The 22,971-nt window shown below is 68.2% G+C and carries 18 protein-coding genes; 2 read left to right on the forward strand and 16 right to left on the reverse strand.

What is annotated here, in order from left to right; all coding sequences use genetic code 11:
- Positions 1-5: 5 nt before the first annotated feature.
- Complete coding sequence (locus tag ACFSGX_RS13745; protein ID WP_380930807.1) at positions 6-3,044, reverse strand: TonB-dependent receptor plug domain-containing protein; 3,039 nt, start codon at positions 3,042-3,044, stop codon at positions 6-8.
- 294 nt (positions 3,045-3,338) lie between these two features.
- Here ACFSGX_RS13745 and ACFSGX_RS13750 point away from each other — a divergent pair, with 294 nt between their 5' ends.
- Together ACFSGX_RS13750 and ACFSGX_RS13755 are read left to right on the forward strand one after the other, a co-directional pair.
- A complete protein-coding gene (locus ACFSGX_RS13750; RefSeq protein ID WP_380930714.1) occupies positions 3,339-4,616 on the forward strand; it encodes an MFS transporter in 1,278 nt (425 codons plus the stop codon).
- Positions 4,613-6,232, forward strand: a complete 1,620-nt coding sequence (locus ACFSGX_RS13755; RefSeq protein ID WP_380930715.1) for a glycoside hydrolase family 43 protein — start codon at positions 4,613-4,615, stop codon at positions 6,230-6,232. The genes ACFSGX_RS13750 and ACFSGX_RS13755 overlap by 4 nt, the downstream gene beginning before the upstream one ends.
- Before the next feature lie 84 nt (positions 6,233-6,316).
- On the opposite strand, the gene ACFSGX_RS13760 is transcribed toward ACFSGX_RS13755, so the two are convergent.
- The 15 genes from ACFSGX_RS13760 to ACFSGX_RS13830 all read right to left on the reverse strand — a co-directional run bounded on the left by ACFSGX_RS13760 (position 6,317) and on the right by ACFSGX_RS13830 (position 22,856).
- On the reverse strand, positions 6,317-7,348 hold the full coding sequence (locus tag ACFSGX_RS13760) for a LacI family DNA-binding transcriptional regulator (protein ID WP_380930717.1): 1,032 nt from the start codon (positions 7,346-7,348) through the stop codon (positions 6,317-6,319).
- A 76-nt stretch (positions 7,349-7,424) separates the two neighbouring features.
- Positions 7,425-8,126 carry a PIG-L deacetylase family protein gene (locus ACFSGX_RS13765; RefSeq protein ID WP_380930718.1) on the reverse strand — a complete coding sequence of 234 codons (702 nt, stop codon included), beginning with the start codon at positions 8,124-8,126 and terminating at the stop codon, positions 7,425-7,427.
- Positions 8,123-9,328, reverse strand: a complete 1,206-nt coding sequence (locus ACFSGX_RS13770) for a glycosyltransferase family 4 protein (protein ID WP_380930720.1) — start codon at positions 9,326-9,328, stop codon at positions 8,123-8,125. Before ACFSGX_RS13770 ends, ACFSGX_RS13765 begins: the two co-directional genes overlap by 4 nt.
- Entirely contained in the window at positions 9,325-10,155 is an 831-nt protein-coding gene (locus tag ACFSGX_RS13775; protein ID WP_380930722.1) for a sugar phosphate isomerase/epimerase family protein, read from the reverse strand. The genes ACFSGX_RS13770 and ACFSGX_RS13775 overlap by 4 nt, the downstream gene beginning before the upstream one ends.
- Entirely contained in the window at positions 10,152-11,642 is a 1,491-nt protein-coding gene (locus ACFSGX_RS13780; protein ID WP_380930723.1) for a YcaO-like family protein, read from the reverse strand. The genes ACFSGX_RS13775 and ACFSGX_RS13780 overlap by 4 nt, the downstream gene beginning before the upstream one ends.
- Complete coding sequence (locus ACFSGX_RS13785) at positions 11,639-12,454, reverse strand: MBL fold metallo-hydrolase (protein WP_380930724.1); 816 nt, start codon at positions 12,452-12,454, stop codon at positions 11,639-11,641. Before ACFSGX_RS13785 ends, ACFSGX_RS13780 begins: the two co-directional genes overlap by 4 nt.
- The gene (locus ACFSGX_RS13790) at positions 12,445-13,440 is read right to left on the reverse strand and encodes a Gfo/Idh/MocA family protein (RefSeq protein WP_380930725.1); all 996 of its coding nucleotides are present in this window, start codon (positions 13,438-13,440) and stop codon (positions 12,445-12,447) included. The genes ACFSGX_RS13785 and ACFSGX_RS13790 overlap by 10 nt, the downstream gene beginning before the upstream one ends.
- A 10-nt stretch (positions 13,441-13,450) precedes the next feature.
- A complete protein-coding gene (locus ACFSGX_RS13795; protein WP_380930726.1) occupies positions 13,451-14,524 on the reverse strand; it encodes a class I SAM-dependent methyltransferase in 1,074 nt (357 codons plus the stop codon).
- Positions 14,525-14,556: 32 nt separating this feature from the next.
- Entirely contained in the window at positions 14,557-15,468 is a 912-nt protein-coding gene (locus ACFSGX_RS13800) for a hypothetical protein (RefSeq protein WP_380930727.1), read from the reverse strand.
- Positions 15,465-16,646: an inositol-3-phosphate synthase gene (locus tag ACFSGX_RS13805; RefSeq protein ID WP_380930728.1), complete on the reverse strand. Its 1,182-nt coding sequence runs from the start codon at positions 16,644-16,646 to the stop codon at positions 15,465-15,467. The genes ACFSGX_RS13800 and ACFSGX_RS13805 overlap by 4 nt, the downstream gene beginning before the upstream one ends.
- Positions 16,647-16,772: 126 nt before the next feature.
- Positions 16,773-17,606, reverse strand: coding sequence for a Crp/Fnr family transcriptional regulator (locus ACFSGX_RS13810; protein ID WP_380930729.1), 834 nt, complete (start codon positions 17,604-17,606; stop codon positions 16,773-16,775).
- 76 nt (positions 17,607-17,682) lie between these two features.
- Positions 17,683-18,999, reverse strand: a complete 1,317-nt coding sequence (locus tag ACFSGX_RS13815) for a PQQ-dependent sugar dehydrogenase (protein ID WP_380930731.1) — start codon at positions 18,997-18,999, stop codon at positions 17,683-17,685.
- Positions 18,996-19,424, reverse strand: coding sequence for a DUF2231 domain-containing protein (locus ACFSGX_RS13820; protein WP_380930732.1), 429 nt, complete (start codon positions 19,422-19,424; stop codon positions 18,996-18,998). The genes ACFSGX_RS13815 and ACFSGX_RS13820 overlap by 4 nt, the downstream gene beginning before the upstream one ends.
- Before the next feature lie 211 nt (positions 19,425-19,635).
- Positions 19,636-21,303: an MFS transporter gene (locus tag ACFSGX_RS13825; RefSeq protein ID WP_380930733.1), complete on the reverse strand. Its 1,668-nt coding sequence runs from the start codon at positions 21,301-21,303 to the stop codon at positions 19,636-19,638.
- Positions 21,304-21,320: 17 nt separating this feature from the next.
- Complete coding sequence (locus ACFSGX_RS13830; protein ID WP_380930734.1) at positions 21,321-22,856, reverse strand: DcaP family trimeric outer membrane transporter; 1,536 nt, start codon at positions 22,854-22,856, stop codon at positions 21,321-21,323.
- Positions 22,857-22,971 lie beyond the last annotated feature (115 nt).

The following is a 22,971-nucleotide window of genomic DNA, read 5'->3' on the forward strand; positions in this document are numbered from 1 at the left end:
AACCCTCAGAACGAGAACCGCACGCCCGCCCGGTAACTCCGCCCGATGATGTCATACAACGCCGGGTTCGCATTGAACGGCGACGTCGCCGGATCCTTGTCGAACAGGTTGTCGATTTTCACATACCCCGTCACCTTCTTGGTGAAGTTGTACGACGCGCCGATGTCCATGTAGAACGACCCCGGCATGAACGCATTGTCCACCGTCGGCGCATTCACCGTCGACTCCGGGCAGCTTCCCGGCTGGCACTCGACATACTGGTTGCCGATATTGCCGTCGCTGAACCAGCGTTCCTGGATACTGAACCCGAACTTCTCCGTCTCGTACGCCTGCACCGCCAGCCACTTCCAGTCGGGCGTCGACCCGATGTTCACGCCCGCGCTGTCGACCGGAACCGTCCCCGGCAGGCCGGTGTCGGTGATATATTCCCGGATATGCGTCGCCAGCGCGCGCAGCGTGAACGTGCCGTCCAGGCCCAGCGGCCGCTGCCAGCGATAGCTCGCCTCGATGTCGAACCCGCTCGTCTTGATGCTCGCCAGGTTGAACGACTGCACGTTGACGAAATTCGGACCCGTCTGGTTGTTCAGGTCATAGGTCCCGCACGTTTCGGGCAGGATGTTGCGGTAGCACAGGTCGACGATCTGCGCCGCGCCCAGGCTGCTGATCACGTCCTTCACCTTGATCTTGTAATAGTCGAACGACACGCTGAACCCGGGCAGCCAGGGCGGGTTGGACAGCACCGCACCGAAGGACGTGTTGCGTGCCTTCTCCGGCGTCAGGTCCGGATTGCCGACCTGGTTCTGGATCACCACCACGTTCACGTTCCGCGCCGGGTCGAGGAAGTTGGGCAACGTCGTCGTCACCGGCGCCGCGAACAGCTCGGACAGGTTCGGCGCCCGCACGTCGCGCGACGTCACAGCGCGCAGGCGCAGCCCCTTCACCGGCGTGTCCCAGTTGCCGCCGATCTTCCACGTCCACACCGTCCCCGACGTGCTGTAGTCGGTATAGCGCGCCGCACCGTTCAGGTTCGCGCGACCCAGCGCGTCGGAATTGACCAGCGGCAGGTCGAGTTCGACATACGCTTCCTTGACGTCATACTCGCCGTTGCCGTTCTTGTAGTTGCCGGCATACCAGTTGTTGCCCAACGCCAGCAGCGTCGGGTCCGCCGGGTACGCCTCGGTGTTCGGGCTGATCTCGCTCACCCCCGCGCCGTACGCATCGGCCCGCACCGTGTAATATTCCTTGCGATATTCCGCACCGAACGCGACCGACAGCGGCCCGGCCCACAGGTCGAACGGCGATCCGCTGAAATTCGCGCTGACCACGTCCTGGGTCAGCTTCATCCGCTGGTACGGCCCGTTCTCCGGCATGACATATTCCAGTGCCGCGGCCGACGGCGTCGCCCCGCCGATGATGTTGAGCGGCTGGCATCCGTTGGCGCGCGCGGTCGCATCGGCGCACACGATCTGGCCGTTCAGGTTGATCGCGTTGATCGCCTGGTTGTAATGCGGCGTCAGCAGGACATTCTCGACATCGACCGCGATCTTGTTCACGCCGCGCTCGTAATAGGTGTCGTAGGACCAGTCGGATCCACCCACGTCGAACTTGCCCTTGGCGCCCACCACGAACCGGTACTGGCGGCGGTCGGTGAACACCTTGGTGTTCGGCAGGTTCGCGTTGCTCGTCCCGTACTGGAAACTGGTGATCCCCGCCGCCGCGCACTGCGCCTGCACCGATGCCGGGACATAGGCGTTGGCGCACTGGATGGTCAGGCCGGGGCGGTTCGCGCCATTGGTCGGCTGGTTGTTCGTCTTCACCTGCCCGACGTTGACGGTGGCATAGATCTCGTTGTTCTCCGCGAAATCATAGCCGATCCGGCCATAGCCGACCAACCGCTGGATCGCCGACTGCAACGACCGGCCCGTGTCGATATTCCCCGACAAATCGCCGCCCACGCAATAACCGGGGTAGCAGCCGTTGACCGTCCCTGCCGCGTTACCCGATGGCGTTCCGTTCGACCCGTACTGGAACGGGAACGGGTTGCCCGCCTGGTCGAACGCGGTCCCCTGCAACGGTCCCGCGGTGATCAGCCCGTATTTCGTGAAGCCCGTGCTCTGCGTATTGTCGAGCAGCAGATATTGCGGCGACCCGTCGTTCGTGACGTTGCGATTGACCAGCGACGTCTGCTTGAACCAGTTGCGGCTCCCGGCCAGGTCCAGCCCGAAATCGCCTGGCCCGACGCCCGCCTCCTTCGCATATTCGCCGCTCGCCACGATGTGCAGCCGATCTTCGAGGAAGCTCCTGCCGACCGCCAGCTGCGCCAGCCCCTGCTCGTTGTCGCCGTAGGTTGTGATGCCGCCCTGGACGTTGCCCTTGATCCCGGTGAAGCGCGTGTCGGTGATGAAGTTCACCACGCCGCCGACCGCGTCCGATCCGTAGGATGCCGACGCGCCGCCGTTCACCACATCGACCCGCTGGATCAGCAGCTGCGGAAACTGGCTGACGTCGGTCACGCCGGTATAATAAGCGCCCACCACCCGCTGCCCGTCGAGCAGCGTCAGCGTGCGGATCGTGCCGAGCCCGCGCAGCGACAGCGAACTCAGCCCCTGCTGGCCGCTCGACGTGCTGAACGTGTTGGTCGCGGAGCCACTCGATCCCTGGAGCGAGGGCAGCTGCGCGATCGTCGTGAACACGTTCGGCTGCGCATTGCTCTGGATCTGCGCCGCACCGATCACGGTGGTGGGCGTGGGGGCCGCAAAGCCGTTGGACACGATGCGCGATCCGGTCACCACGATGTCGCCGTCGCTGGCGTTGGTCTGCGCCGGGCCGACCGCGGTGGTCGCCGATACGCTGCCGGGTGCGACCGCTTCGGCCGGGGCTGCGACCGGGCCGGCGGCCGGGACGGGATCGGGGGTCGGCGCGGGCGCGACCTGGGCCAGCACCGGGCTCGCACTGATCGCACAGGCCAGCGCCATCAGGCCGGCGGACAGCTTCAACGATCGGGTCCCGGTGCCTGCGGTCGAGCGTAGCGTGCCTTGCGTCATGTGCATCATATCCTCCCTTTGATCGACGGTCGGCGTCTTCGCGCCTGACTTCGCTCGCGATCCGCGGCCCCGGGCGGACCCCGTGATGCTACGTTGCGTTAACGTTACCACCTCGGGTATCGCGCAGTTCGACGATAGTCAATACTCCGACTTGATTGACATTGATGATCGTTATTCGTCATGCAGACTGGCGTTTGAAGCAGCGTCGCGGCATATCGGACGGCGATCCGGCTGCACTGGACGGCGCGACGCTGCGATTGCGCGACGGTCGAGGTAACGTTAACGGGAGTGGATATGATACCGCCAGCCGCAGTCGACCTTGGCGGACGACGCCGGCCCTTCCCCTATGTCCGCTGGACGATCATCGCGCTGTTCGTCGGCGCGATGATCCTGAACTATCTCGCCCGCTCGGTGCTCGGCGTCGCGGCCCCCGTGATCCTCAGCGAACAGGGGATCTCCAGCGAGCAGTATAGCTGGGTGACCAGCGCGTTTCAGCTGGGCGTCATGTTCCAGCCGGTCGTCGGCTACTTCCTCGACGGGTTCGGCCTGCGGCTCGGCTTCACGCTGTGCGTCGCGGTCTGGTCGCTCATCACCATCGCCCATGTCATGGCGCAGGGCTGGCCCTCCTTCGCCGGCCTCCGCCTCGCACTCGGCCTGGCCGAAGGTTCGGCGCAGCCGGCGGGGCAGAAGGTGATCGCCGAATGGTTTCCCGCGCGCGAACGCGGGCTGGCGGGCGGTATCTACAATATCGGCGCGTCGTTCGGCGCGGTGCTCGCCCCGCCGCTGATCGCCTGGGCGGTCATGACGCAAAGCTGGCGGCTGGCGTTCGTCGTCACCGGCGGGCTCGGGCTCGTCTGGTGCGTCTTCTGGCTGCTCTGGTACCGCAAGCCCGCCGATCACCCGCGGCTGGGCGCCACCGAACGCGCCCATATCGAAGGCGGTCAGGAACAGCGGCTGTCGGGCGCAGGCAAGCGCCAGCGGATCGGCGCGCTGCTCCGCCGCCGCAACCTGTGGGGCATCGCGCTCCCCCGCCTGCTCGCCGATCCGGTCTGGGGCATGCTCTCCTTCTGGATGCCGCTCTATCTGGCGCGCGAACGCGGGTTCGATCTGACGCAGATCGCGATCTTCGCCTGGCTGCCGTTCCTCGCTGCCGATCTCGGCTGCCTGTTCGGCCCCGCCGTCGTCGCCTGGCTGCAACGCCGCGGCGTCGACCTCATCGATGCGCGGCGCTGGGCGTTCACGCTCGGCGCGGTGATGATGATGGGCATGGCGTTCGTCGGCATGGCGACCAACCCCTATGTCGCGATCGGCCTGCTCTGCCTCGGCGGCTTCGCGCACCAGACATTGTCGGTCACCGTCATCACCATGGCGTCGGACCTTTTCCACCGCGACGAAGTTGCGACCGTCACCGGTCTCGCCGGGCTGGCCGCCAATCTCGGCGTCCTGCTGTTCACGCTGCTGCTCGGGCGGATGGTCGATCAGGTCGGCTACGAACCCTTCTTCGTCGTACTCGGCGTGCTCGATCTGGTCGGTGCCGCCATCCTCTGGACCCTGGTGCGCAAACCCGCATGACGCATTTCCGCAACCCCGTGCTGCCCGGCTTCAATCCCGATCCGTCGATCCTGCGCGTCGGCGACGACCTCTACATCGCGACGTCGACGTTCGAATGGTTTCCCGGCGTCCAGATCCACCACAGCCGCGACCTCGTGAACTGGCGGCTCGCCACCCGCCCGCTGACCCGCGCCAGCCAGCTCGACATGCGCGGCGATCCCGACAGCTGCGGCGTCTGGGCGCCCGATCTCAGCCATGCCGACGGCCACTTCTGGCTCGTCTACACCGACGTCAAACGCTACGGCCAGACGACGGTCAACGGCGCGTCCGGCGCTTCGCTGCGCGATTTCCACAACTATCTCGTCACCGCCGACAGCATCGACGGGCCATGGTCCGACCCCGTCCTGCTGAACTCCAGCGGGTTCGACCCCGCGCTGTTCCACGACGATGACGGGCGCAGCTGGCTGCTCAACATGCTGTGGGATCACCGCCCCAACCATCCGCGCTTCGCCGGCATCATCGCGCAGGAACTCGACCGCGCCACGCTCCGCCTCATCGGCGATCGCCGCACCATCTTCCACGGCACCGCGCTCGGCTTCACCGAGGGGCCGCATCTCTACAAGCGCGACGGCTGGTATCACCTGCTCGTCGCGGAGGGCGGCACCGGCTGGGACCATGCCGTCACCATGGCGCGGTCGCGCTCGCTGTTCGGCCCGTACGAGGTCCACCCCGACGTCGCGGTGCTGACCGCCGCCGGCCGCCGCACCGGCGAAGTGACCCGCGCCGGCCACGGCGACCTCGTCGAACTGGCCGACGGCACGACCTGGATCGCCTATCTCTGCGGTCGCCCGCTCGATGTGCGTGCGCGCTGCGTCCTCGGCCGCGAAACCGCGCTGCAACCGATGATGTGGGGCGCCGACGGCTGGCTCCGGACGCTCAGCGGTGATGCCGCGCCCGATCCGACACCCCCGCTCCCCGGCCTGCCGCCCGCGCCATGGCCCGCCGAGCCCGCCAGCCCGCCCTTCACTGCGGACGGCCTGCCGCCGGTCTACCAATGGCTCCGCACGCCCGACCCGGACGCGCTGTTCAGCGTCACGGCCCGCCCCGGCTTCCTGCGTCTCTACGGTCGCGAGACGGTCGGCAGCCAGTTCACTCAGGCGCTCGTCGCGCGCCGCCAGGAACATCTGTCCTACACCGCCACGACGCGGCTGGAATTCGACCCCGAGCATTTCCAGCAGTCCGCCGGGCTGATCTGCTACTATAACAGCACCAAATTCCACTATCTCCACATCACCCGCGACGTCGGCGCACGGCAGCTCCAGGTCATGACCGCCAGCCCCGACGACGGCCGCTGCACCATCACGCCCGCGGTTGCTTCAGTCCCCGACGGCGCGATCGACCTCCGTGTGTCGGTGAATCTCGACCAGCTCCGCTTCGCCTGGCGCAGCGCGGACGCGACCGACTGGAACTGGCTCCCCGACGTCCGCGACGCCAGCATCCTGTCCGACGAAGCTTCGCTCCCCGGCCTCCCCAACTTCACCGGCACCTTCGTCGGCATGGCCGCGCAAGACATGGCCGGCACCGCCCGCCCCGCCGACTTCGCCTTCTTCCACTACGACGGAAAAGACGAAACCTGACTCCCTCCCCCCCACCGGGGGGAGGGTTGGGGAGGGGGGCGTGGCTTGGGGTAAGCGGGCCTTACTCAAACCCCGTGCCCTAACTCACCCCCCAGGCGCAGCCGTAGACTGCCGCCGCACCATGCCATGCGCCAGCACCCGGTCCGCCCGCTCCACCGCGTCCCCACCCCCCGCGATCTCGGTCGCGAGCAACCCCAGCGCCTCCGCCGCCAGCCGCCGGACCGGCTGGTGCACCGTGGTCAGCGGTGGCCACAGCATCACCGCCGCGGTCGTGTCGTCGAACCCCACGACGGTCAGCTCACCCGGCACATCCAGCTGCCGGCGGTGCGCGACCGAGACGATCGCCGCCGCCATGTCGTCGTTGCTCGCAAAGATCGCGGTCGGCGGCACCGCCGCATCGAGCAGCTGCTCCCCCGCGACCAGCCCCGACGCGTAGCTGAAATCACCCTGCGCGACCGCAGTCTGCACGCCGTCCACCTCGCGCACCGCCGCGTGGAACCCGGCCAGCCGCTCCGCACTCGCCGCCTGGTCCGGGTTGCCCACGATGAACCCCAGCCGGCGATGCCCCAGCGCGATCAGTTCCCGCGTCATCTCGTACGCCGCCTGCCGGTCGTCGATCCGCACGCAGATCGTGTCCGCCACCTGATGCGCGCCGACCGACGCCATCGGCACCCCCGCCTCGCGCAGCACGCGCAGCACCGCGGGCGACTCGCCCAGCGGCGGCGTCAGGATCACGCCCGACACGCCCGACGCGATCAGGTCGCGCAGCGCGCCCTCCGCCGGCGGCCGCCCGCCCTCACCCTTCAGCAGCACCAGCCGCGCCCCGCGCGCCGACGCTTCCTCGAACACGCCCGTCAGGAAATCGCTCATGAACGCCGCACTGGGGTTCGAATAGACGACACCGATCTTCAGTTCGGCCGACGTCACCAGGCTGCGCGCCGCCACGTTCGGGCGGTATCCGAGCGTGCGAATCGCGTCCTGCACCACCAGTCGCGTGTCGGCGCCGACGCCCGATCGGCCGTTGATCACGCGCGACACGGTCATGGGCGAAACGCCGGCCTTCGCCGCCACGTCGATGATCGTCGTGCTGCGTCCGGCTCCCGCCCTGCGTGCCATGCCTGCCCCCGCCCCTGCTCGTTCCGACCGGCCTAGCCGATTCCCGCGGCGTGGCAATATCGTTCCGACAAGGCTGTCAGCCGGCTGCCCCGCGCCCGCGATACAGCTGCTCGCTTTCCACCAGCGCCACCTCCCGCACCATCGCGTCATGCCCGCCGAACTGATAGCCGAGCTGTGACGCATAGGCCCCGCACATCGCGGTCCGCGCCGCCCGGTCGTCCGCGCTCAACCGGTGGCTCCGCACCGGCGGCAGCGCCGGCCGCACCGCCGACCGCCTGAGATACGGCCAGTCCTCCCACAACAGAGCACCGGGATCGACCGCCTCCAGCGCATCGCGCACCTGCCAATGATCGACATGATCGCCGATCGCCAGCGGCCCCATCACCAGATCCGCCGCCAACCCGTCCAGCAACTCTCCCAGCGCCACCGTCAGCGGCCCGAGCACGCCATCGTCCGCCCGCCGCCCCGCGAACAGCTCGGGCGCGCTCGCATACCCGCGATGCGGCGCTTCCAGAAACGGCAGGTGCACCGCCGCCGCCCCGATCACCGCGCACGCCGCGACGTCCTCCGCCCGACGCAGCACCATATAATCGACCTCCGGCCCCAGCCCCTTGTCCGTCTGGCACGCCAGCGCGAACCCGGTCGGCCGCGCGACGTTGCCCGTGAAACAGGTCACCACCGTTACCCGGTCCCCCGCCCGCGCATGCGCCGCCAGCAGCCCGCCGACCGAGAAAGCCGCATCGTCCAGATGCGGCGAGATCGCGACGACATGCGTCACAACAGGTGCGGCTCGCTGCGGAACCGGCACGGCGTCACCGGAATCTGCTCGTCCACCCCGACCAGCGCCGGCGCATCCACCACCGCCGCATAGATCCCCTGGATCTGCCGCCCGACCGCATGCCAGCTATAGACGCGCCGGCACTCCGCCAGCCCCGCCATCGCCAGTCGCCCGCGCAACGCGGCGTCGGTCACCAGCCGCGTCAGCATCGCGGTCAGCGCGGGCACGTCGCCCGCCTCGGTCAGCAACCCGTTCTCCCCGTCGCGCACGCAATCCACCACCCCGACCGACCGGCACGACGCCACCGCCAGCCCCGCCGCCATCGCCTCCAGGATCGTGTTCGAAAACCCCTCCGCATAGGTCGGCGACACGAACACGTCGTGGTCACGGTACAGCCCCGGCACGTGGTCATAGTCCGCATAACCCGTGAACGTGACGCGCCCGTCCAGCCCCAACTCGGTCGCCAGCGCGCGCGCCGGCTCAAGATCCGGGCCTATGCCCGACACGGTGCAGGTCCAGTCGCCCCCCACCGCCGGCAACGCGTGCAGCATGTCCAGCACGCCCTTCCGCCGATCGACGCGCCCATGATAGAATAACCGCACCGGCCCTTCGGCGAGCTCACCCGGCACGAACCGCTCGGTATCGACGGCGCCCGGCACGATCGTGAACCGCTCCAGCGCGGTCCCCAGCCGGTCATGCACCTCGCCCGCAAAACTCGCGCCGCCGATCAGCACCGCATGCGCATGATCCAGCACGCGCTCCATCGCGATCCGGTGCGTGGCGCAGCACGACCCCACCCAATGTCCGTCGCCGCCCTGGATCGACACGACGCACGGCAACCCCAGCCGCTGCGCCGCGATCAGCGCCGCCCAGCCGGTGGGATAACCATATTGCGCGTGCAGCACGTCGAACGGCGACTGCGCATGTTCCGCCGCGATCGTCGCTGCCATCGTCTCGACATCGCGCTCGAAATCGCCGCCGTCCTGCTCGCCGACTGCCTCCAGCCCGATCACCCGGACCCCCGGCACCTCCGGCGGCGGCCCGCCGCCATAGACTTTGCGGCGTTCCGGATCGCCATAATATTGGCTGATCATCGTCACGTCGTGCCCGCCCGCGACCAGTTGCCGCAGCAAGTTGATCGCATAGATCGACATGCCGGAAATCGCCGGAAAGAACCGGCGCGACACGAAGCAGACCCTCACGCGCCGATGCTCCGCAGGAACGCGATCGACTCCGGGATCGCCGCATGCGCGCGCGGGCTCTCGCGCGACATCTCGACGCACACCAACCGCGCGTAACCGATATCCTCCAGCGCGCGAAGCACCGCGGGAATGTCCATGTCGCCCTGTCCGAACGGCAGATGCGTGTGATCCCCGCGCCGCATATCCTCGATCGCGACGGTCCCGATCCGGTCGACATAGGCGTGAACCGCCAGGTCCGGCGCGATATCCTGCGTCACCAGGCAATGCCCGGTGTCGAGCGCCAGCCGCAACCGTGGGTGCCGCTCCGCCAGCCGCGCATAGTCCGCGACCGTCTCGATCAGCATGCCCGGCTCCGGCTCGAAACTCGCATCCACGCCGCACCCTTCGGCATAGTCGAGCACGCGCGCCAACCCCTCGTCCAGCCAGCCATGCGCCGCCTGCGCGTCCACGCCCGGCTTCGGCACGCCGGCCCAGAACGACATCGTCTCGCTGCCCAGCATCGCCGCGATGTCGAGCGCCCGGCACAGGAACGCCACCCGCCGTGCCCGCCCGTCCGCCGCCGCCGTCACTAACGTCGGCTCGTGCTTCTCACGCGGATCGAGCAGGTAGCGCGCGCCCGTCTCGATCACGCTGCCCAGCCGCAACTCCTGCAACACCCGCGCCACCCGCTCCGCCTCACGCGCCCAGTTCGGCGCGAACGGATCGAGATGATGATGGTCGAGCGTCAGCGCGACCCCATCATAGCCGCAGTCCGCGATCAGCCGCAGCGCGTCGTCCAGCCGGTGGTTGGCCGCCCCGTTCGTATTATACGCATAACGCAGGCTCATCGCGCAACATCCGCCGCGGCGACATGATGCGCCTCCGGCTCCCGGTACAGCGGATAGAGCGGCCCCACGATCCGCTCCGCCGCCGCCACATCGAACAACGGATGCCTCAGCCGCTCCGCATCCTCCGGGGTCAGCCGGATCCGGCGCAGGCTGTCGGTCTCCGCTCCGAATCCGATCAGCGGACTGTCCACCGCCAGCAGCTTCTCGGTGTTGCGCGCGCCGATCCGGGCATAGCTCATCGTCTCCACCTCCATGCCCGGCACGATGACCTTCACCACCGTGACCGACCCGTCGGGCGGCGACATGTCGACATACAGGATGTCGAACCCCGCCGCCTCGACCGCCGCGCGCGCCCGCGCGGCACGCGCATGACCGTCCGCCGCGGGCTGCGACGGCAACGCGTCGAACCGCATCGTCGCACGCTCGGACAACACACTGTCGGTCAGCCACCCACGCAGCTCGCCCGCATCGCGCCCGGTCCAGTCGCGCATCGCGTCGAACGCGCGGCTGTCGCTCGATTTCGCCGCACCGCCCGATTGCGCCAGGAACCGCGCGACATAGCCCTCCGGCGCCACGCGCGCGACCAGATCGGCCGGCCCGTGCGCGAACGCCTTGCGCGCCCGGCTCGCCGCGAATTCGGTCAGGCACTTCTCCAGCGCCTGCACGCGGTCGGCGTGGCACGCCTCGCCGCAGGCCGTCACCATGATCGGGGCGGCCGGCGGCGCCGCCTCGTCGATCCCGACGCAGTACAGGTTGGGCAGCCCATACTGGTCGGTCGCGAACTTCGGCATCGCGCGGATGCCGGCCCGTGCGAACCGGTCGAGGATCGCCGTCGTCGACGCGGGCAATGCTCCGTCCAGGTCCAGCATCACGCCCTGGTCGAGCGCGCGGAACACCAGCCCGTTGCCGTCGCGCTGCAGAATCTCGCACAGCCCGTGCCCGACCGCCCAGTCCAGGTCCGGCCCCGCGCCCATCCCGTTCGAAATGATCGTCGTGAACGGCCGATACCCCGGCGCCAGCTCCTTCGCGGAATAAGCAGCCAGATCGATCGGCACAAGCACGGTCGACCCATCGGCCCAGCGCTTCGCCTCCACCCAGTCGAGCACCGTCTCGCGCCCGACCGACGACCCGGCCGGCAGGCAGAGCGTCAGCGGATCGGCCACCGCCCTTTCGCCGAGGCTGGCGACCAACCCGGTATAGCTCCCGCTCGTCTTGGCGCGCGTGCCCAGCGTCAGCGTCGGCCACACCATCTCGGCGATCTCGCCCAGCCCGCCCAGCACCGCGGCTTCCTCGGTCGCGCCATAGCCAACGCCGTACGGCATGATCCCGGCCAGCGCCGGATCCTCCGGGAACAACGCCACGACCCACACCGGCAGGCCCAGCCGGTCGAGCGGATCGATCGGGAACGCGACCACGTCCCCCGCCGGGAACGCATCCAGATAGCGATGCGCCGCCGCACCCAGCCCCTCGGGCAGGCCCGACCTCACAGTCCCAACCTCCGCACGCCGGGCATTCGCGCCAGCCCGTCGTCCAGCGCCGCCAGCGCGACCATCCGGTCCACCTCCGGCGCATATTCGAACGGGGTCAGCACCGCGTCGAACTCAAGTGGAGCGATCGCGGCGCGGTACTGCGCCAGTTCGGCATGGGTCAGCGGAATATCCTTGTGAAACGCCTTGTGGCTCGAAATCGCGGTCGATCGCCCGTCCGCATCCTGGTCGATCTTGAACATGTCGCCGCAGAACAGCCGCAGGCCCGGCGCATCGTGCAGGCACGCCTGCCCCTCATAATGCCCGCCGACATGGTGCAGTGTGTAACCCGGCGCCAGTTCCAGCGCGTCGTCATAGGGCACCGTCACACGGAACGCCTTGGTCATGCGCAGGTCGTCCTTCTGGATGGCGACGACCTCGGGGTCGAACCGACGCTGCAACTGGAACAGCGCGCCGTACCCGTGCGCATGACTCGCCGCGAGGAACGCGATCCCGCCCAGCTCCGCGATCTTGTCGAGCATCGCCTGCGAATAATAAGGCGCCGCCTCGAACGCGATATTGCCGCCCTCGCGCACGATCAGCCAGCCCGTGCCCGCCAACCCCAGCGCAGGCGTCGTGGTGAACGCCCACAAGCCCGGCGCCACCTCGCGCGCACCCCCGTCATGCGTTGCCGCCACGTCCGCCTCGGGCAGGAACCGCCAGCCGTCCTCGGGCAGGTCGTTGCGCACGTCGGTGCAGACCGGGCAGTCCGGCGGCGAGAAATGGCGCTGCCAGAACCCGCAATTCGCGCAGGCGAACATTGTCAAAGGCATCGTCTGGCATCCTGATAGGCAGCGTCGAACAGCCGCATCAACGCAAGGTCGCGCGGCATCGAGAAATCATGAGGACCACCCCGCACCGCGGCCATGAACGCGGCCGCCTGCGCGCTGAACGGCGACGTCCCCGCATCGAACGCGACCGCCGTCTCGACGCCGCTCTTCGCGCAACGCCGCGTCAGCGCACCGCCCGCCGTCTGCCCCATCGTGTCGGTCGCAACCAGCAGGCCATGTTCGCCCAGCACCTCCAGCCGGCGGCGCGGCAGGACCTCCGCGGTGTTGTACGCGACATGGCTCTGGAAAAGCACACCCGCCGCGGTCCGGCCGGTCAGCATCCCGCCATCATCGACCGGATAGGCGTGGATCCGCCGCTGCAGTATGATCGACAGATCGACCAGCGGCTTGCCGAGCAAACGCTCCGCCAGATCCAGCCCGTGCAGCGCCAGGTCGATCACCGCCCCGCCGCCCGCCCGCACCGGGTCCGCTCGCCAATTATCATGCGGCCCGCCATCGGGCGTCCAGTCCGGCGCGACCCAGCACGCATAGACGATGCGCACCGCCACCGGCCGCCCGATCTCGCCCCCCGCGATCGCGTCCGCCATCGCACGATGCGCCGGATGATGCCGCTGATCGAACGCCGTCCCGTACAACGGACCGCCCGCCACCGCGTCCGCGAGCGCCTCCGCCTGCGTCAAGGTCGCGGCGATCGGCTTCTCGCACAACACCGGCACCCCCGCCCCCGCCGCCGCCCGCACCGGCTCGACATGCGCATCGTTCGGCGTCGCGACATAGACGATGTCGACATCCCCCGCCGCCAGCATCGCGTCCGCCGTCTCAAACGCCGCCAGCCCAGCCGCCTCCGCCAGCGCGCGTGCCGCCGGCGAAGGATCGGCCACCGCCGTCACCCGCCCGCCCGCCGCGCGGATCGCCGGCGCCATATGATCGCGCGCCACCCAGCCATAGCCGGCAATGCCCCACCGCATCACGCCCACCTTACCAGCGCTCCGGCAAGTCGACGACGCGCCGCAACCGCACCGGATCGGTCGTCGGCAAATCCGCATCGTCGCGCGCCCACAGGCACCCGCTGCCATATTCCTCGCGGTAAAGCTCGGACGGCCACCGAACCCCATCGGCCGCAATCAACGGGTTCGGTCGCAGGGGTGCGCCCGGCATCGGCATCGCAACGCCATCCGCCACGACACGCCCCTCCCGGCCGCCCTCCACCAGCGACCACGCCTCGACCTGCGGATCGTCGTGCCAGCCGACCGTAGCGGGCGCCGTTTGCGTCATCAGCGCGTCGAGCAACACCGCTTCGTCATGCACGTCCGCATGCGGAAACAACGCCCCCCACGCCCCCGCGCTCAGTGCCGGCCCCTTCGCCCCGCCTTCGAAACCCGCATTATGCAGGTGACTGATCGCCAACACGCCGCCTGCGTCGGTCACCGCGCGCAACCGCGCCGCGATCCGCGCCTGTTCGGGCAGGAAATAGAATGCGTCGTGACACATCACCAGGTCGAACCGCGCCTGTCCGACCGGCCAGGACGGCGCCGCCGCATCGAACACGACATAGTCCGCCAGCGGCGCCACCCAGTGCTTCGCCAGCCAGCATTTCGCGAACACCACGTCCGCCCCCGTGCAAGCCACCCCGCGCGCGCCCAGTTCGCGCAGATAATGCCCGATCCCGCACGCCAGTTCGAACGCGCTCGTCGGCGCCGCCCAGTGCGCCTCGATCAGCGCGAGCCCCGCCAGATAGGTCGGGTCGCTCCAGCGATAGGCGAAGTAATCCGCTACAGGCCCCATCCGCAGCAGCGCCATCGCCTCGCGCAGCGACAGCATGTCGCGCTCGCGCACCAGCCGCTTCAGCTCGCGCAGGTCGGTCGCCGGACCGGTCCACCACGCATCCTGATCGGTCAGCAATGCGACCAGCGCATCGTCCGGGCACCCGGCGTCGAGATGGTCGAGCGCCACCGCGACCAGCCCCTCGCTCTCGGTGCGCAGATACGGGATGCCATCCACCACCGGCCACCGCTCCCCCGGCGCCGCCAGCGAATGCGGTGTATCGGGCATCAACACCCGACCGGTCAGCGGCGAACGTAAGGTCACGCCCGACCCGACAGGCCGGTCGTCGCCAGGATCTCGTCATGGAACGCCTTGACCGGGCCGTCATGGACCAGCCCGTAATCGTCCAGCACCACGCCCATCGTCAGCTGCGCGGCGCGCAGATGCTGTTCGATCTCCAGCACGCGGTCCAGCACGTCGGCGACATGGAACGCGCGCGCCTCGGGCGTCTCGTCCCCACCGATCGGCGCCAGCGCGGCGCGCACATCGGCCTCCAGCTCCGGCACGTCGGCCAGTTCGCGAAACGCCGCCTCGCGCGCGTTCACGATGACGGTATCCAGCATCCCGCCCAGCAGCATCTCGCCCGAATAGCCGCTGTCCGGCATGTCAGCATTGTGCAGGTGGTGCGCCATCCCGGCCAGGAACACCGCGACCGGATCGGCGCCGTACCACGGGCTCGCCACCACGCCGTACACCGCCACCGTCAGGCAATGTTCCGCATGGTTCTCCGCCGGCTGCAACATGATCCGCGGCTGCCCCGGACAGGTCACCCCCGCCCGCGGCTGCCGCGCCAGCTTGTCGACGAATGCCGGCACGTCCCCCGCCGCCGGCCGGCCGGACGACAACGCCCCGCGCAACCGCGCGCGCAACGCCGGGTCCATGTCGCCCGTCACCTCGTCGAAACTGCGGTTCAGGATCACGACCGCCTGCTCGCCTGTCCCCAGCGCCTGCAACGCCGCCAGGTCCAGGTCGCCCAGCCGCGCCGCGACCAGTGCCGCGGCCACGACCTGCTTCATCACCGTCGCCGGCGGCTGCCCGTCGAACAGCGCCGCCCAGCCGTCGCGGAACAGGCGTTCCGCGATCGACCCCGGCGCGGCGGCCGAGTAGATCCGCTTCAGGTCGCCCAGTTCGCGGAAGAACGGCAGCGTCGCCGGCGACAATCCACCCCTCACGCGCTCTGGTCGCCCAGCCAGCGGTCGAGGATCAGCTGCTGTTCCGGAAACGCATGGACCGGATCGTTGCTGCCCTTCATCTGCGGCAGCTTGAAGAACAGGCCCATCTGCTCCTGCACGCCGCCTTCGCCGCGCTGCTGCGCCAGGTCCAGGCACCGTGCGATCTCGATCGCCAGTGGTGCTGCCAGGATCGAATCCTTGCACAGGAAATTCAGCTTCAGCTGCATCTTCTGGCCCATGAACCCGGTCAGATCGATGTTGTCCCACGCTTCCTTGTCGTCGCCGCGCGGCCGGTAATAATGGATCATCACGATATGATCCTCGACCGGATAGCCCAGGATCGAGTTGAGCACGCTGCCCTTGGTGCCCAGCTTGGACTCGAGCGACTTCGGATCGTCGAGCGCCAACCCGTCCGAATTGCCCAGGATGTTGGTCGAGAACCACCCATCGACATGCAGCGCACGATCACGCAGCGCGGGCGCGATCACCGTCTTGATGAACGTCTGGCCGGTCTTGCCGTCCTTGCCCGCCACCGGCACGTTCCGGTCCGCCGCGAAATCCGCCAGCGGCGCGACATCCGCCGCAACCGACGGCGTGAAGTTCGCATAGGGCGCACCCGCATCAATCGACGCATAGGCGTACAGCATCGCCGGGCTGATCGCGCTGTCGTCCGCGTCCAGCCCGCGCTCGAACGCCTCCTGCGACTGCAGGCATTCGGCGTCGGCCACCGGCATCCGCTCGGTCGAGGCCAGGTTCACGACCACGACGCGGTCGAGCCCCTTCTCTTCCTTGAAGCGCTGCAGATCGGCCTGGATCTGGCGCACCGCGGCGCGGTGGCCGCTCTCCATCTTGTTGCTGCCGTCGATATTGGCGCAATGGCCCGTGCTGCCGACCGCCTTCCACGGCCGCATTTGGTTCAGGCTCGCCGCACCGTTGGCCAGCTCCTTCTCGCCGATCACGCCGTGGCGCAGCGCGCAGTCGGCCAGCGTGTCGTCGGCCAGGTCCCAGCCGCCGAATTCCATGTCGCGATACGCGACCATGCCGGCCACGTCGCGGTCCGCCAGCGGCAGCCCCGCAAAGCTGTTCGACCCTGCCTTGATCAATTCGATTCCGGCGATCGCCGTGGTGGCGACTGCCCCACCCACGCCCACGATCGCTACGCCAAGCCGCTCGGCCATATCGGTATCCCTGCTCCTGCACCCCGACTCCGGGCTGCTTTGGACGGGACAATGACGCGCTGAGTCAGGGTTTCGAGGGGTGGCGCACCGCCACGCGAAATAAGCGCGGGCGGCGGTGACATAGGTTCACTCGGCGGGCAGCACCTGATGACGTATGTCACCATTCGCGCCGTTCGACCCGTTTGCGGGCATCGAACTGCCGTTCGCCTCGCCCGCCCCGTTCGACCCGTATGGCGGCAACCAGTCGGTCGCGACATGGCTGTGGCGATCCTGAAAATCGACCATCTGCGACAGCCGCTCGACATCGTTGATCCGGATGATCTTGCCGTCGCGGTCGACCAGCCCGGCCTCCGCCAGCACCTTCAGCGACCGGCTGACATGTGTCTTGGTCAGCCCCACCGCGTCGCCCAGATCCTGCTGCGTCAGCGGCAGTTCGAACGTCGCCCCGTCGATCCCGTCGGTCACCCGCAACCGCGATCGGATATCGAGCAGCAACGTCGCGATCCGCGTAATCCCGTCGGTCCGCCCGACCGACGTCAGCCGGTCCGCCATCGCGACATGCTCCGACGCGCTGACCCCGTACAGCAGCGCGCCCAGCCGCGGATGATCGCGGAACAGCCGGCCGAACGCCTGCCGCGGCAGCTCGTACAATGTCGTCGCACTTACCGCGGTCAGTGTTGCCGCACTCCGCCCCCACGCGATCGAGAATGTCGTGGTCAGGTCGCCGACGAAGTAGAACCGCAGCACCTGCCGCCCGCCGCCCTTCAACTGCACCGATCCGTGCAGCCAGCCGCTCGCGACCACGTACAGCTTGTCGGTTTCCTCGCCTTCCTGCACGACGATCTCGCCGGCCTGGTACAGCCGCTCGCGCCGTTCGAGCGAGCGCAGCGCGTCCCGCTCGGAATAGGTCAGCCGCAGATGTTGCGACAACCGGGCTTCAAGCGGACTCTCCTCGGGCATGCCCACTCATAGCGCGGAAACCCGCTGATACCATCGTTTTCGGCGCTGACCCGACCCGCGAAGGGCCGACGAAAGCCTACCTGGACGCGACGCGTTGCGGCGCCCGCGTCGGGGTCACGCGCCAGATCGTGTTGGACAGGTCGTCCGCCACGATCACCGCGCCGCGCGGATCGAGCGTCACGCCCACCGGCCGACCGCGCGTCTTGCCGTCCGCACCCATGAAGCCCGTCACGAAATCGATCGGCGCACCCGTCGGTCGCCCGCCGCGGAACGGCACGAACACCACCTTGTACCCGGACGGCGTATCGCGGTTCCAGCTGCCATGTTCGCCGACGAATACGCCATCGCCGAACCGCGCACCCATCACCGGGCTTGAGAACGTAAGGCCGAGCGCCGCGACATGCGCACCCAGCGCATAATCCGGCCGGATCGCCGCGGCCACCCGCTCGGGGTTCTGCGGCCGCACGCGCGGATCGACCGTCTGACCGTAGTAACTGTAGGGCCAGCCGTAGAACGCCCCGTCGCGCACCGACGTCAGGTAATCCGGCACCAGGTTCGGTCCCAGCTCGTCACGCTCGTTGGCGACCGCCCACAACTGCCCCAGCCCCGGCTGGATCGCCAGCGCGGTCGGATTGCGCAACCCGGTCGCGAACGGCCGGTGCGACCCGGTCTGCGCGTCAATCTGCCACACCATCGCGCGGTCGACCTCGGCGGCCATCCCGCGTTCGGTGATGTTGCTGTTTGATCCGATGCCGACATACAGGAACCGCCCGTCGGGGCTCGCCGCCAGCGACTTGGTCCAGTGATGGTTGATCTCCGCCGGCAGGTCGGTGACCTTCACCGGCGGGCCGCTCGCCCGGATCTGCCCGTCGCGATAGGCGAACCGCACCAGCGAGTCCTGATTGGCGACGTAGAGCGCCCCGTTCACCAGCGCGAGGCCGTAGGGCGCGTTCAGATGCTCGGCGAACACCGTCCGCCCCTCATAGACCCCGTCGCCATTGCTGTCGCGCAGCAGCGTCAGCCGGTCGCCGCCCTTAACCGGGGTCGTGCCCTTCGACATGATGTAGCCGGCTATGATGTCTTTGGGCCGAAGTTTCGGCGCATCGCCGCCGCCCTTCCCCTCGGCCACCAGGATATCGCCGTTGGGCAGGACGAGCGTCTGGCGCGGCACCAGCAGGTCGGTCGCGATCGGCGTGATCGTATAGCCCGCCGGCACCGTCGGCCGTGCATTCCCCCACACTCCCGGGTCGGCAATCTTCATGCTCGGCAACAAACCGCCCTGCTGCGCCGGCAACGTCGGCTCGGCGCCATATTGCGTCACGTCCGGGTCGTTGCCGCACGCACTCAGCAGCACGGCCATCGAAAGCACGGAGATCTGGCCGATGCGCGTCATGCGACTGCTCCCGCGCGAAACTTGGAAAAGCCGACCCACGTCGCCACCAGCGCCAGCACCGCCACCACGACGGACAGGATCAGCCCGCCCGGCATCGTCGCCCACGCGTCCTTGGCGTGCTCCAGTGCATTCAGGAACCCGAACACGAACGTCGCCAGCACCAGCACGAAGTAAACGACCACATCGTTGGTCCGCCGGTCCCGCCGCAGCAGATCGATCGCCGCACACAGCAGCGTCAGCCCGCAAAACACCATGCCCCCGACGATCAGCCAGGACGCGAAGTTCAGCCACTGGATCTGATAGGCATCCGCATAGGCCAAGTCGCTCAGCAACGCGCCTAAAAAGAGCGGCACCATCCCGGCGAGCACGACGGCATGAAACGGATGAAGCGCCGCCGGAACCGGTCGACTGATGGTTGCAGACACGATCGCATCCCCCTCTGGCCGATCGAACGGCGTTCATCACCGACATGATGATGGCGAAACCGCGCCGGCCCGAGAGCCCGCGCGGTCATTGAAAGGAAAATGCCCCGCTCGCGATGGAAGTTCCGCTTGCTGCCCGCGACCGTCGGCAGCGCGATACTGGTCGCTCAGCCGAACGACACCCCGCTGCGGTTGCAACGGGGTGTCGGCTCGCTCAGGCTTCGATATCGCGCTTGAACGTCTCCGGCAGGAACACCAGTCCGAGCGCCAGCGTGATCGCCGCCAGCACCACGGGATACCAGAGCCCGTAGTAGATATCGCCCGTCGCCGCGACCATCGCGAACGCCGTGGTCGGCAGGAAACCGCCGAACCAGCCATTGGCGATATGATAGGGCAACGACATCGACGTGTAGCGGATGTTGGTCGGGAACAGTTCGACCAGCAGCGCGGCGATCGGGCCGTAGACCGCCGTCACCAGCAGGACCATGAAGAACAGGATCGCGATGACGAGCGGCGTGTTCATGCCCGCCGGATCATATTTCGGCGCATAACCCGCCGCCGCGATCGCGGTCTTCAGCTCGGCCTGATACGCCGTGATCGCCGCCTTGCGCGCTTCACCCGTCACCTTCGACGGATCGGGCGCGACGAACGTCTGCCCACCGATCTTGATCTGCGCGATCGTGCCCGCGGGTGCCTCGACATTGGCATAGTTCACGCCGTTCTTGGCCAGGAACGACTTGGCGATGTCGCAGCTCTTGGCGTCGAACTTGTTGCGACCGACCGGGTCGAACTGCACCGAACATTCAGCGTCGTGGCTGACAACCGTGATCGGCGATGCGGCCTGCGCCGCGGCCAGCGCGGGGTTGGCGGCCTGGGTCAGCATGCCGAACAGCGGGAAGTACGTCAGCGCCGCCACCGCACAGCCCGTCAGGATGATCGGCTTGCGCCCGATCTTGTCCGACAACCAGCCGAAGATCACGAAGAACGGCGTTCCCAATGCCAGTGCAATCGCCATCAGCACGTTGGTCGTCGCGCCGTCGACCTTCAGCATCTTTTCCAGGAAAAACAGCGCGTAGAACTGGCCGGTATACCACACCACCGCCTGGCCCATCGCGGCACCGAACAGCGCGATCAGCACGATCTTCAGGTTACCCCAGCGCGCGAACGCTTCGGTCAGCGGCGCCTTCGACGTCTTGCCTTCGTCCTTCATCCGCTGGAACGCGGGGCTTTCGGAAAGCTGGAGACGGATCCACAGCGACACGCCGAGCAGCACGATCGAGATGATGAACGGCAGACGCCAACCCCAGGAAGCGAACGCTTCCTCACCCAGCGCAAACCGCAATCCGATCACGACGAGCAGCGCCGCGAACAGCCCGAGCGTCGCGGTCGTCTGGATGAAGCTGGTGTAGAGACCACGCCGGTTCGCCGGCGCATGTTCCGCGACATAGGTCGCCGCACCGCCATATTCGCCGCCGAGCGCGAGACCCTGCAGCAGTCGCAGGAACACCAGCATCAGCGGCGCCGCGACACCGATCGACGCGTAGGACGGCAGCAGGCCGACCGCAAAGGTCGACAGGCCCATGATGCCCATCGTGACGAGGAACGTGTTCTTGCGCCCGACCAGATCGCCGATCCGCCCGAACACCAGCGCGCCGAACGGCCGGACGGCGAAACCCGCCGCGAACGCACCGAGCGCCAGGATGAACCCGGTCGTCTCGTTCACGCCGGAGAAGAACTGCGCCGAGATATAGGTCGCGAGCAGCCCGTAGAGGTAGAAGTCATACCATTCGAACACGGTGCCCAGCGACGAGGCGATGATGACTTTCTTGTCGCTTTGGAATGTCGCCTTTGGATCGGGCGCTTCGTCGTATGTCGTCGCCATCGCGTCGTCCTTCCTGATCAGAACCCGTATTTCACTGCGAACTCGACCCGGTCGAGCGCGCCCTTATCCCCCGACAGCAATTCGCGGACGGCGTGGCGATATTCGATGCCCAGGTCGAAACCCTTGGCCGGCGTCCAGAACAGGTTCGCCGCACCGCCATAGGATTTGGCGTTGGCCAGACCCGTCACGATCACGCCCTCCGGATAGTCGGCCGACTGGTAGCTGCCCATGAAGGTGGAGCGCACGGTCGCGCTCCAGCCAAGCTTCAGCGCGGCGAACGCCGCGAAATTGTCGATCCGCCCCAGCGACTGCGCCGTGCCGCCGTAAATCGCGTCCGGCACATAGCCGAGGCCGAGATAGCGCCCGATCCCCTGGCCATAGGTCGCCATGAACCGCAGGTCGTGACGCGCGCCGAACGGGATCTTGCCCGATCCGGACACGCCCCAGCCGAACGCGCTGTCGCCGACGCCCAGCGTATCGGTACGCAGTTCACGTGCGATGCCGGCCAGCGCGAATTCGCCCAGCGTCCCCTTCCAGTTCACGCGCGCCACGACGTCGGGCAACCGGTCGTCGTCCGTATCGACCAGCGCGGCGTTGGTCGGCAGCGCGGTCTCGGTCTCCGGGTTCTCCGCGGCCAGCTGCAACGTCATGCCGGGTCGCAACGGCACGGTATAACGGATCAGCGCCTGGCGGTTGAACACCGTGCCGTCCAGCGGACCGACGAAATCGGTCGTCTCGGGCAGCACGCCCAGATTCTGGAACGTCGACCATTCCTGCCCGACCAGCCAGCGGCCATATTCGATGAAGCCGCGCCGGAACGTCGGCGTGTAGGGGTTGGTCGCGCGCTGCGCACCCACCGGTGCGGTCGCCAGCGCGAAATCGAATTCGATCAGCGTCTTGATATCCGTCCCGTTCACCGGGGTCGATGTGCTGAACCCAAGCCGCGTCTGGCGGGCGGACAGCAGCAGGTCCTCGCTGGAAAAACCGCCGCCGACCGGGATCTGCTGCGGCAGGAAGAACTCCTTGCCCAGGCCACCGACCGCGACCTCGCCGTCGCTGTACCGGCTGGCGATCACGTTCAGCCGGACGAAGCCGTTCAGCTTGACCGTCGTGTTGCCGATCCGGAACCCGTCGCCGGACGGGGAGGACGCGGTGCTCGATGCGGTGCTGTTCGCCGTGGGGCCGCCCGCCGTCCCGGCGCTCGCGACCTGCGGATTGACGCCTGGACCGGACGATGCGGACGGACCGCTTGGGCCGGACGAGCCCGACGATGCCGACGCGACGGCGGTCGGTGCCGCGCCAGCCGACGCCCCGGTTGCGACCGGCGCGGTCGAGGCGGCCACCGACGACGACGCGCGGCTCCGCACCAGCTCGGATCTGAGGTCGGACACCGCCTGTTCGAGCAGCTTCAGTCGGGCTTCCAGTGCCGCCTCGCGCGCACTGGTCCCGGGCGAACCGGCACCCTGGGCTGCGGCAGGCCCGGCGGTCGTAACCAGCATGGCAGTGCCCGAAAGCAGCAGCATACGCGATGCGCAGCGTTTGAAACGCCTCATTGGCCTCTCCCCAGCCCGAACGGGTCGACCCGTTTTGTACTGGGTACATCATCGCGCAGCGGCCGCGCGGCGTTAACCGCGATAAACGTCGTATACCGCTCACCACGGTCAGCCC

The organism is Sphingomonas arantia, assembly GCF_042682045.1.
Taxonomy (GTDB): domain Bacteria; phylum Pseudomonadota; class Alphaproteobacteria; order Sphingomonadales; family Sphingomonadaceae; genus Sphingomonas_R; species Sphingomonas_R arantia.

Bases quoted from the DNA above. Each gene is read 5' to 3' on its own strand.
- ACFSGX_RS13815 (WP_380930731.1), bottom strand. From the start codon at position 18,999: ATGACGCGCATCGGCCAGATCTCCGTGCTTTCGATGGCCGTGCTGCTG.
- ACFSGX_RS13750 (WP_380930714.1), top strand. From the start codon at position 3,339: ATGATACCGCCAGCCGCAGTCGACCTTGGCGGACGACGCCGGCCCTTC.
- ACFSGX_RS13790 (WP_380930725.1), bottom strand. From the start codon at position 13,440: ATGCGGTGGGGCATTGCCGGCTATGGCTGGGTGGCGCGCGATCATATG.
- ACFSGX_RS13795 (WP_380930726.1), bottom strand. From the start codon at position 14,524: ATGCCCGATACACCGCATTCGCTGGCGGCGCCGGGGGAGCGGTGGCCG.
- ACFSGX_RS13830 (WP_380930734.1), bottom strand. From the start codon at position 22,856: ATGAGGCGTTTCAAACGCTGCGCATCGCGTATGCTGCTGCTTTCGGGC.
- ACFSGX_RS13760 (WP_380930717.1), bottom strand. From the start codon at position 7,348: ATGGCACGCAGGGCGGGAGCCGGACGCAGCACGACGATCATCGACGTG.
- ACFSGX_RS13810 (WP_380930729.1), bottom strand. From the start codon at position 17,606: ATGCCCGAGGAGAGTCCGCTTGAAGCCCGGTTGTCGCAACATCTGCGG.
- ACFSGX_RS13775 (WP_380930722.1), bottom strand. From the start codon at position 10,155: ATGAGCCTGCGTTATGCGTATAATACGAACGGGGCGGCCAACCACCGG.
- ACFSGX_RS13785 (WP_380930724.1), bottom strand. From the start codon at position 12,454: ATGCCTTTGACAATGTTCGCCTGCGCGAATTGCGGGTTCTGGCAGCGC.
- ACFSGX_RS13825 (WP_380930733.1), bottom strand. From the start codon at position 21,303: ATGGCGACGACATACGACGAAGCGCCCGATCCAAAGGCGACATTCCAA.
- ACFSGX_RS13745 (WP_380930807.1), bottom strand. From the start codon at position 3,044: ATGACGCAAGGCACGCTACGCTCGACCGCAGGCACCGGGACCCGATCG.
- ACFSGX_RS13755 (WP_380930715.1), top strand. From the start codon at position 4,613: ATGACGCATTTCCGCAACCCCGTGCTGCCCGGCTTCAATCCCGATCCG.
- ACFSGX_RS13805 (WP_380930728.1), bottom strand. From the start codon at position 16,646: ATGGCCGAGCGGCTTGGCGTAGCGATCGTGGGCGTGGGTGGGGCAGTC.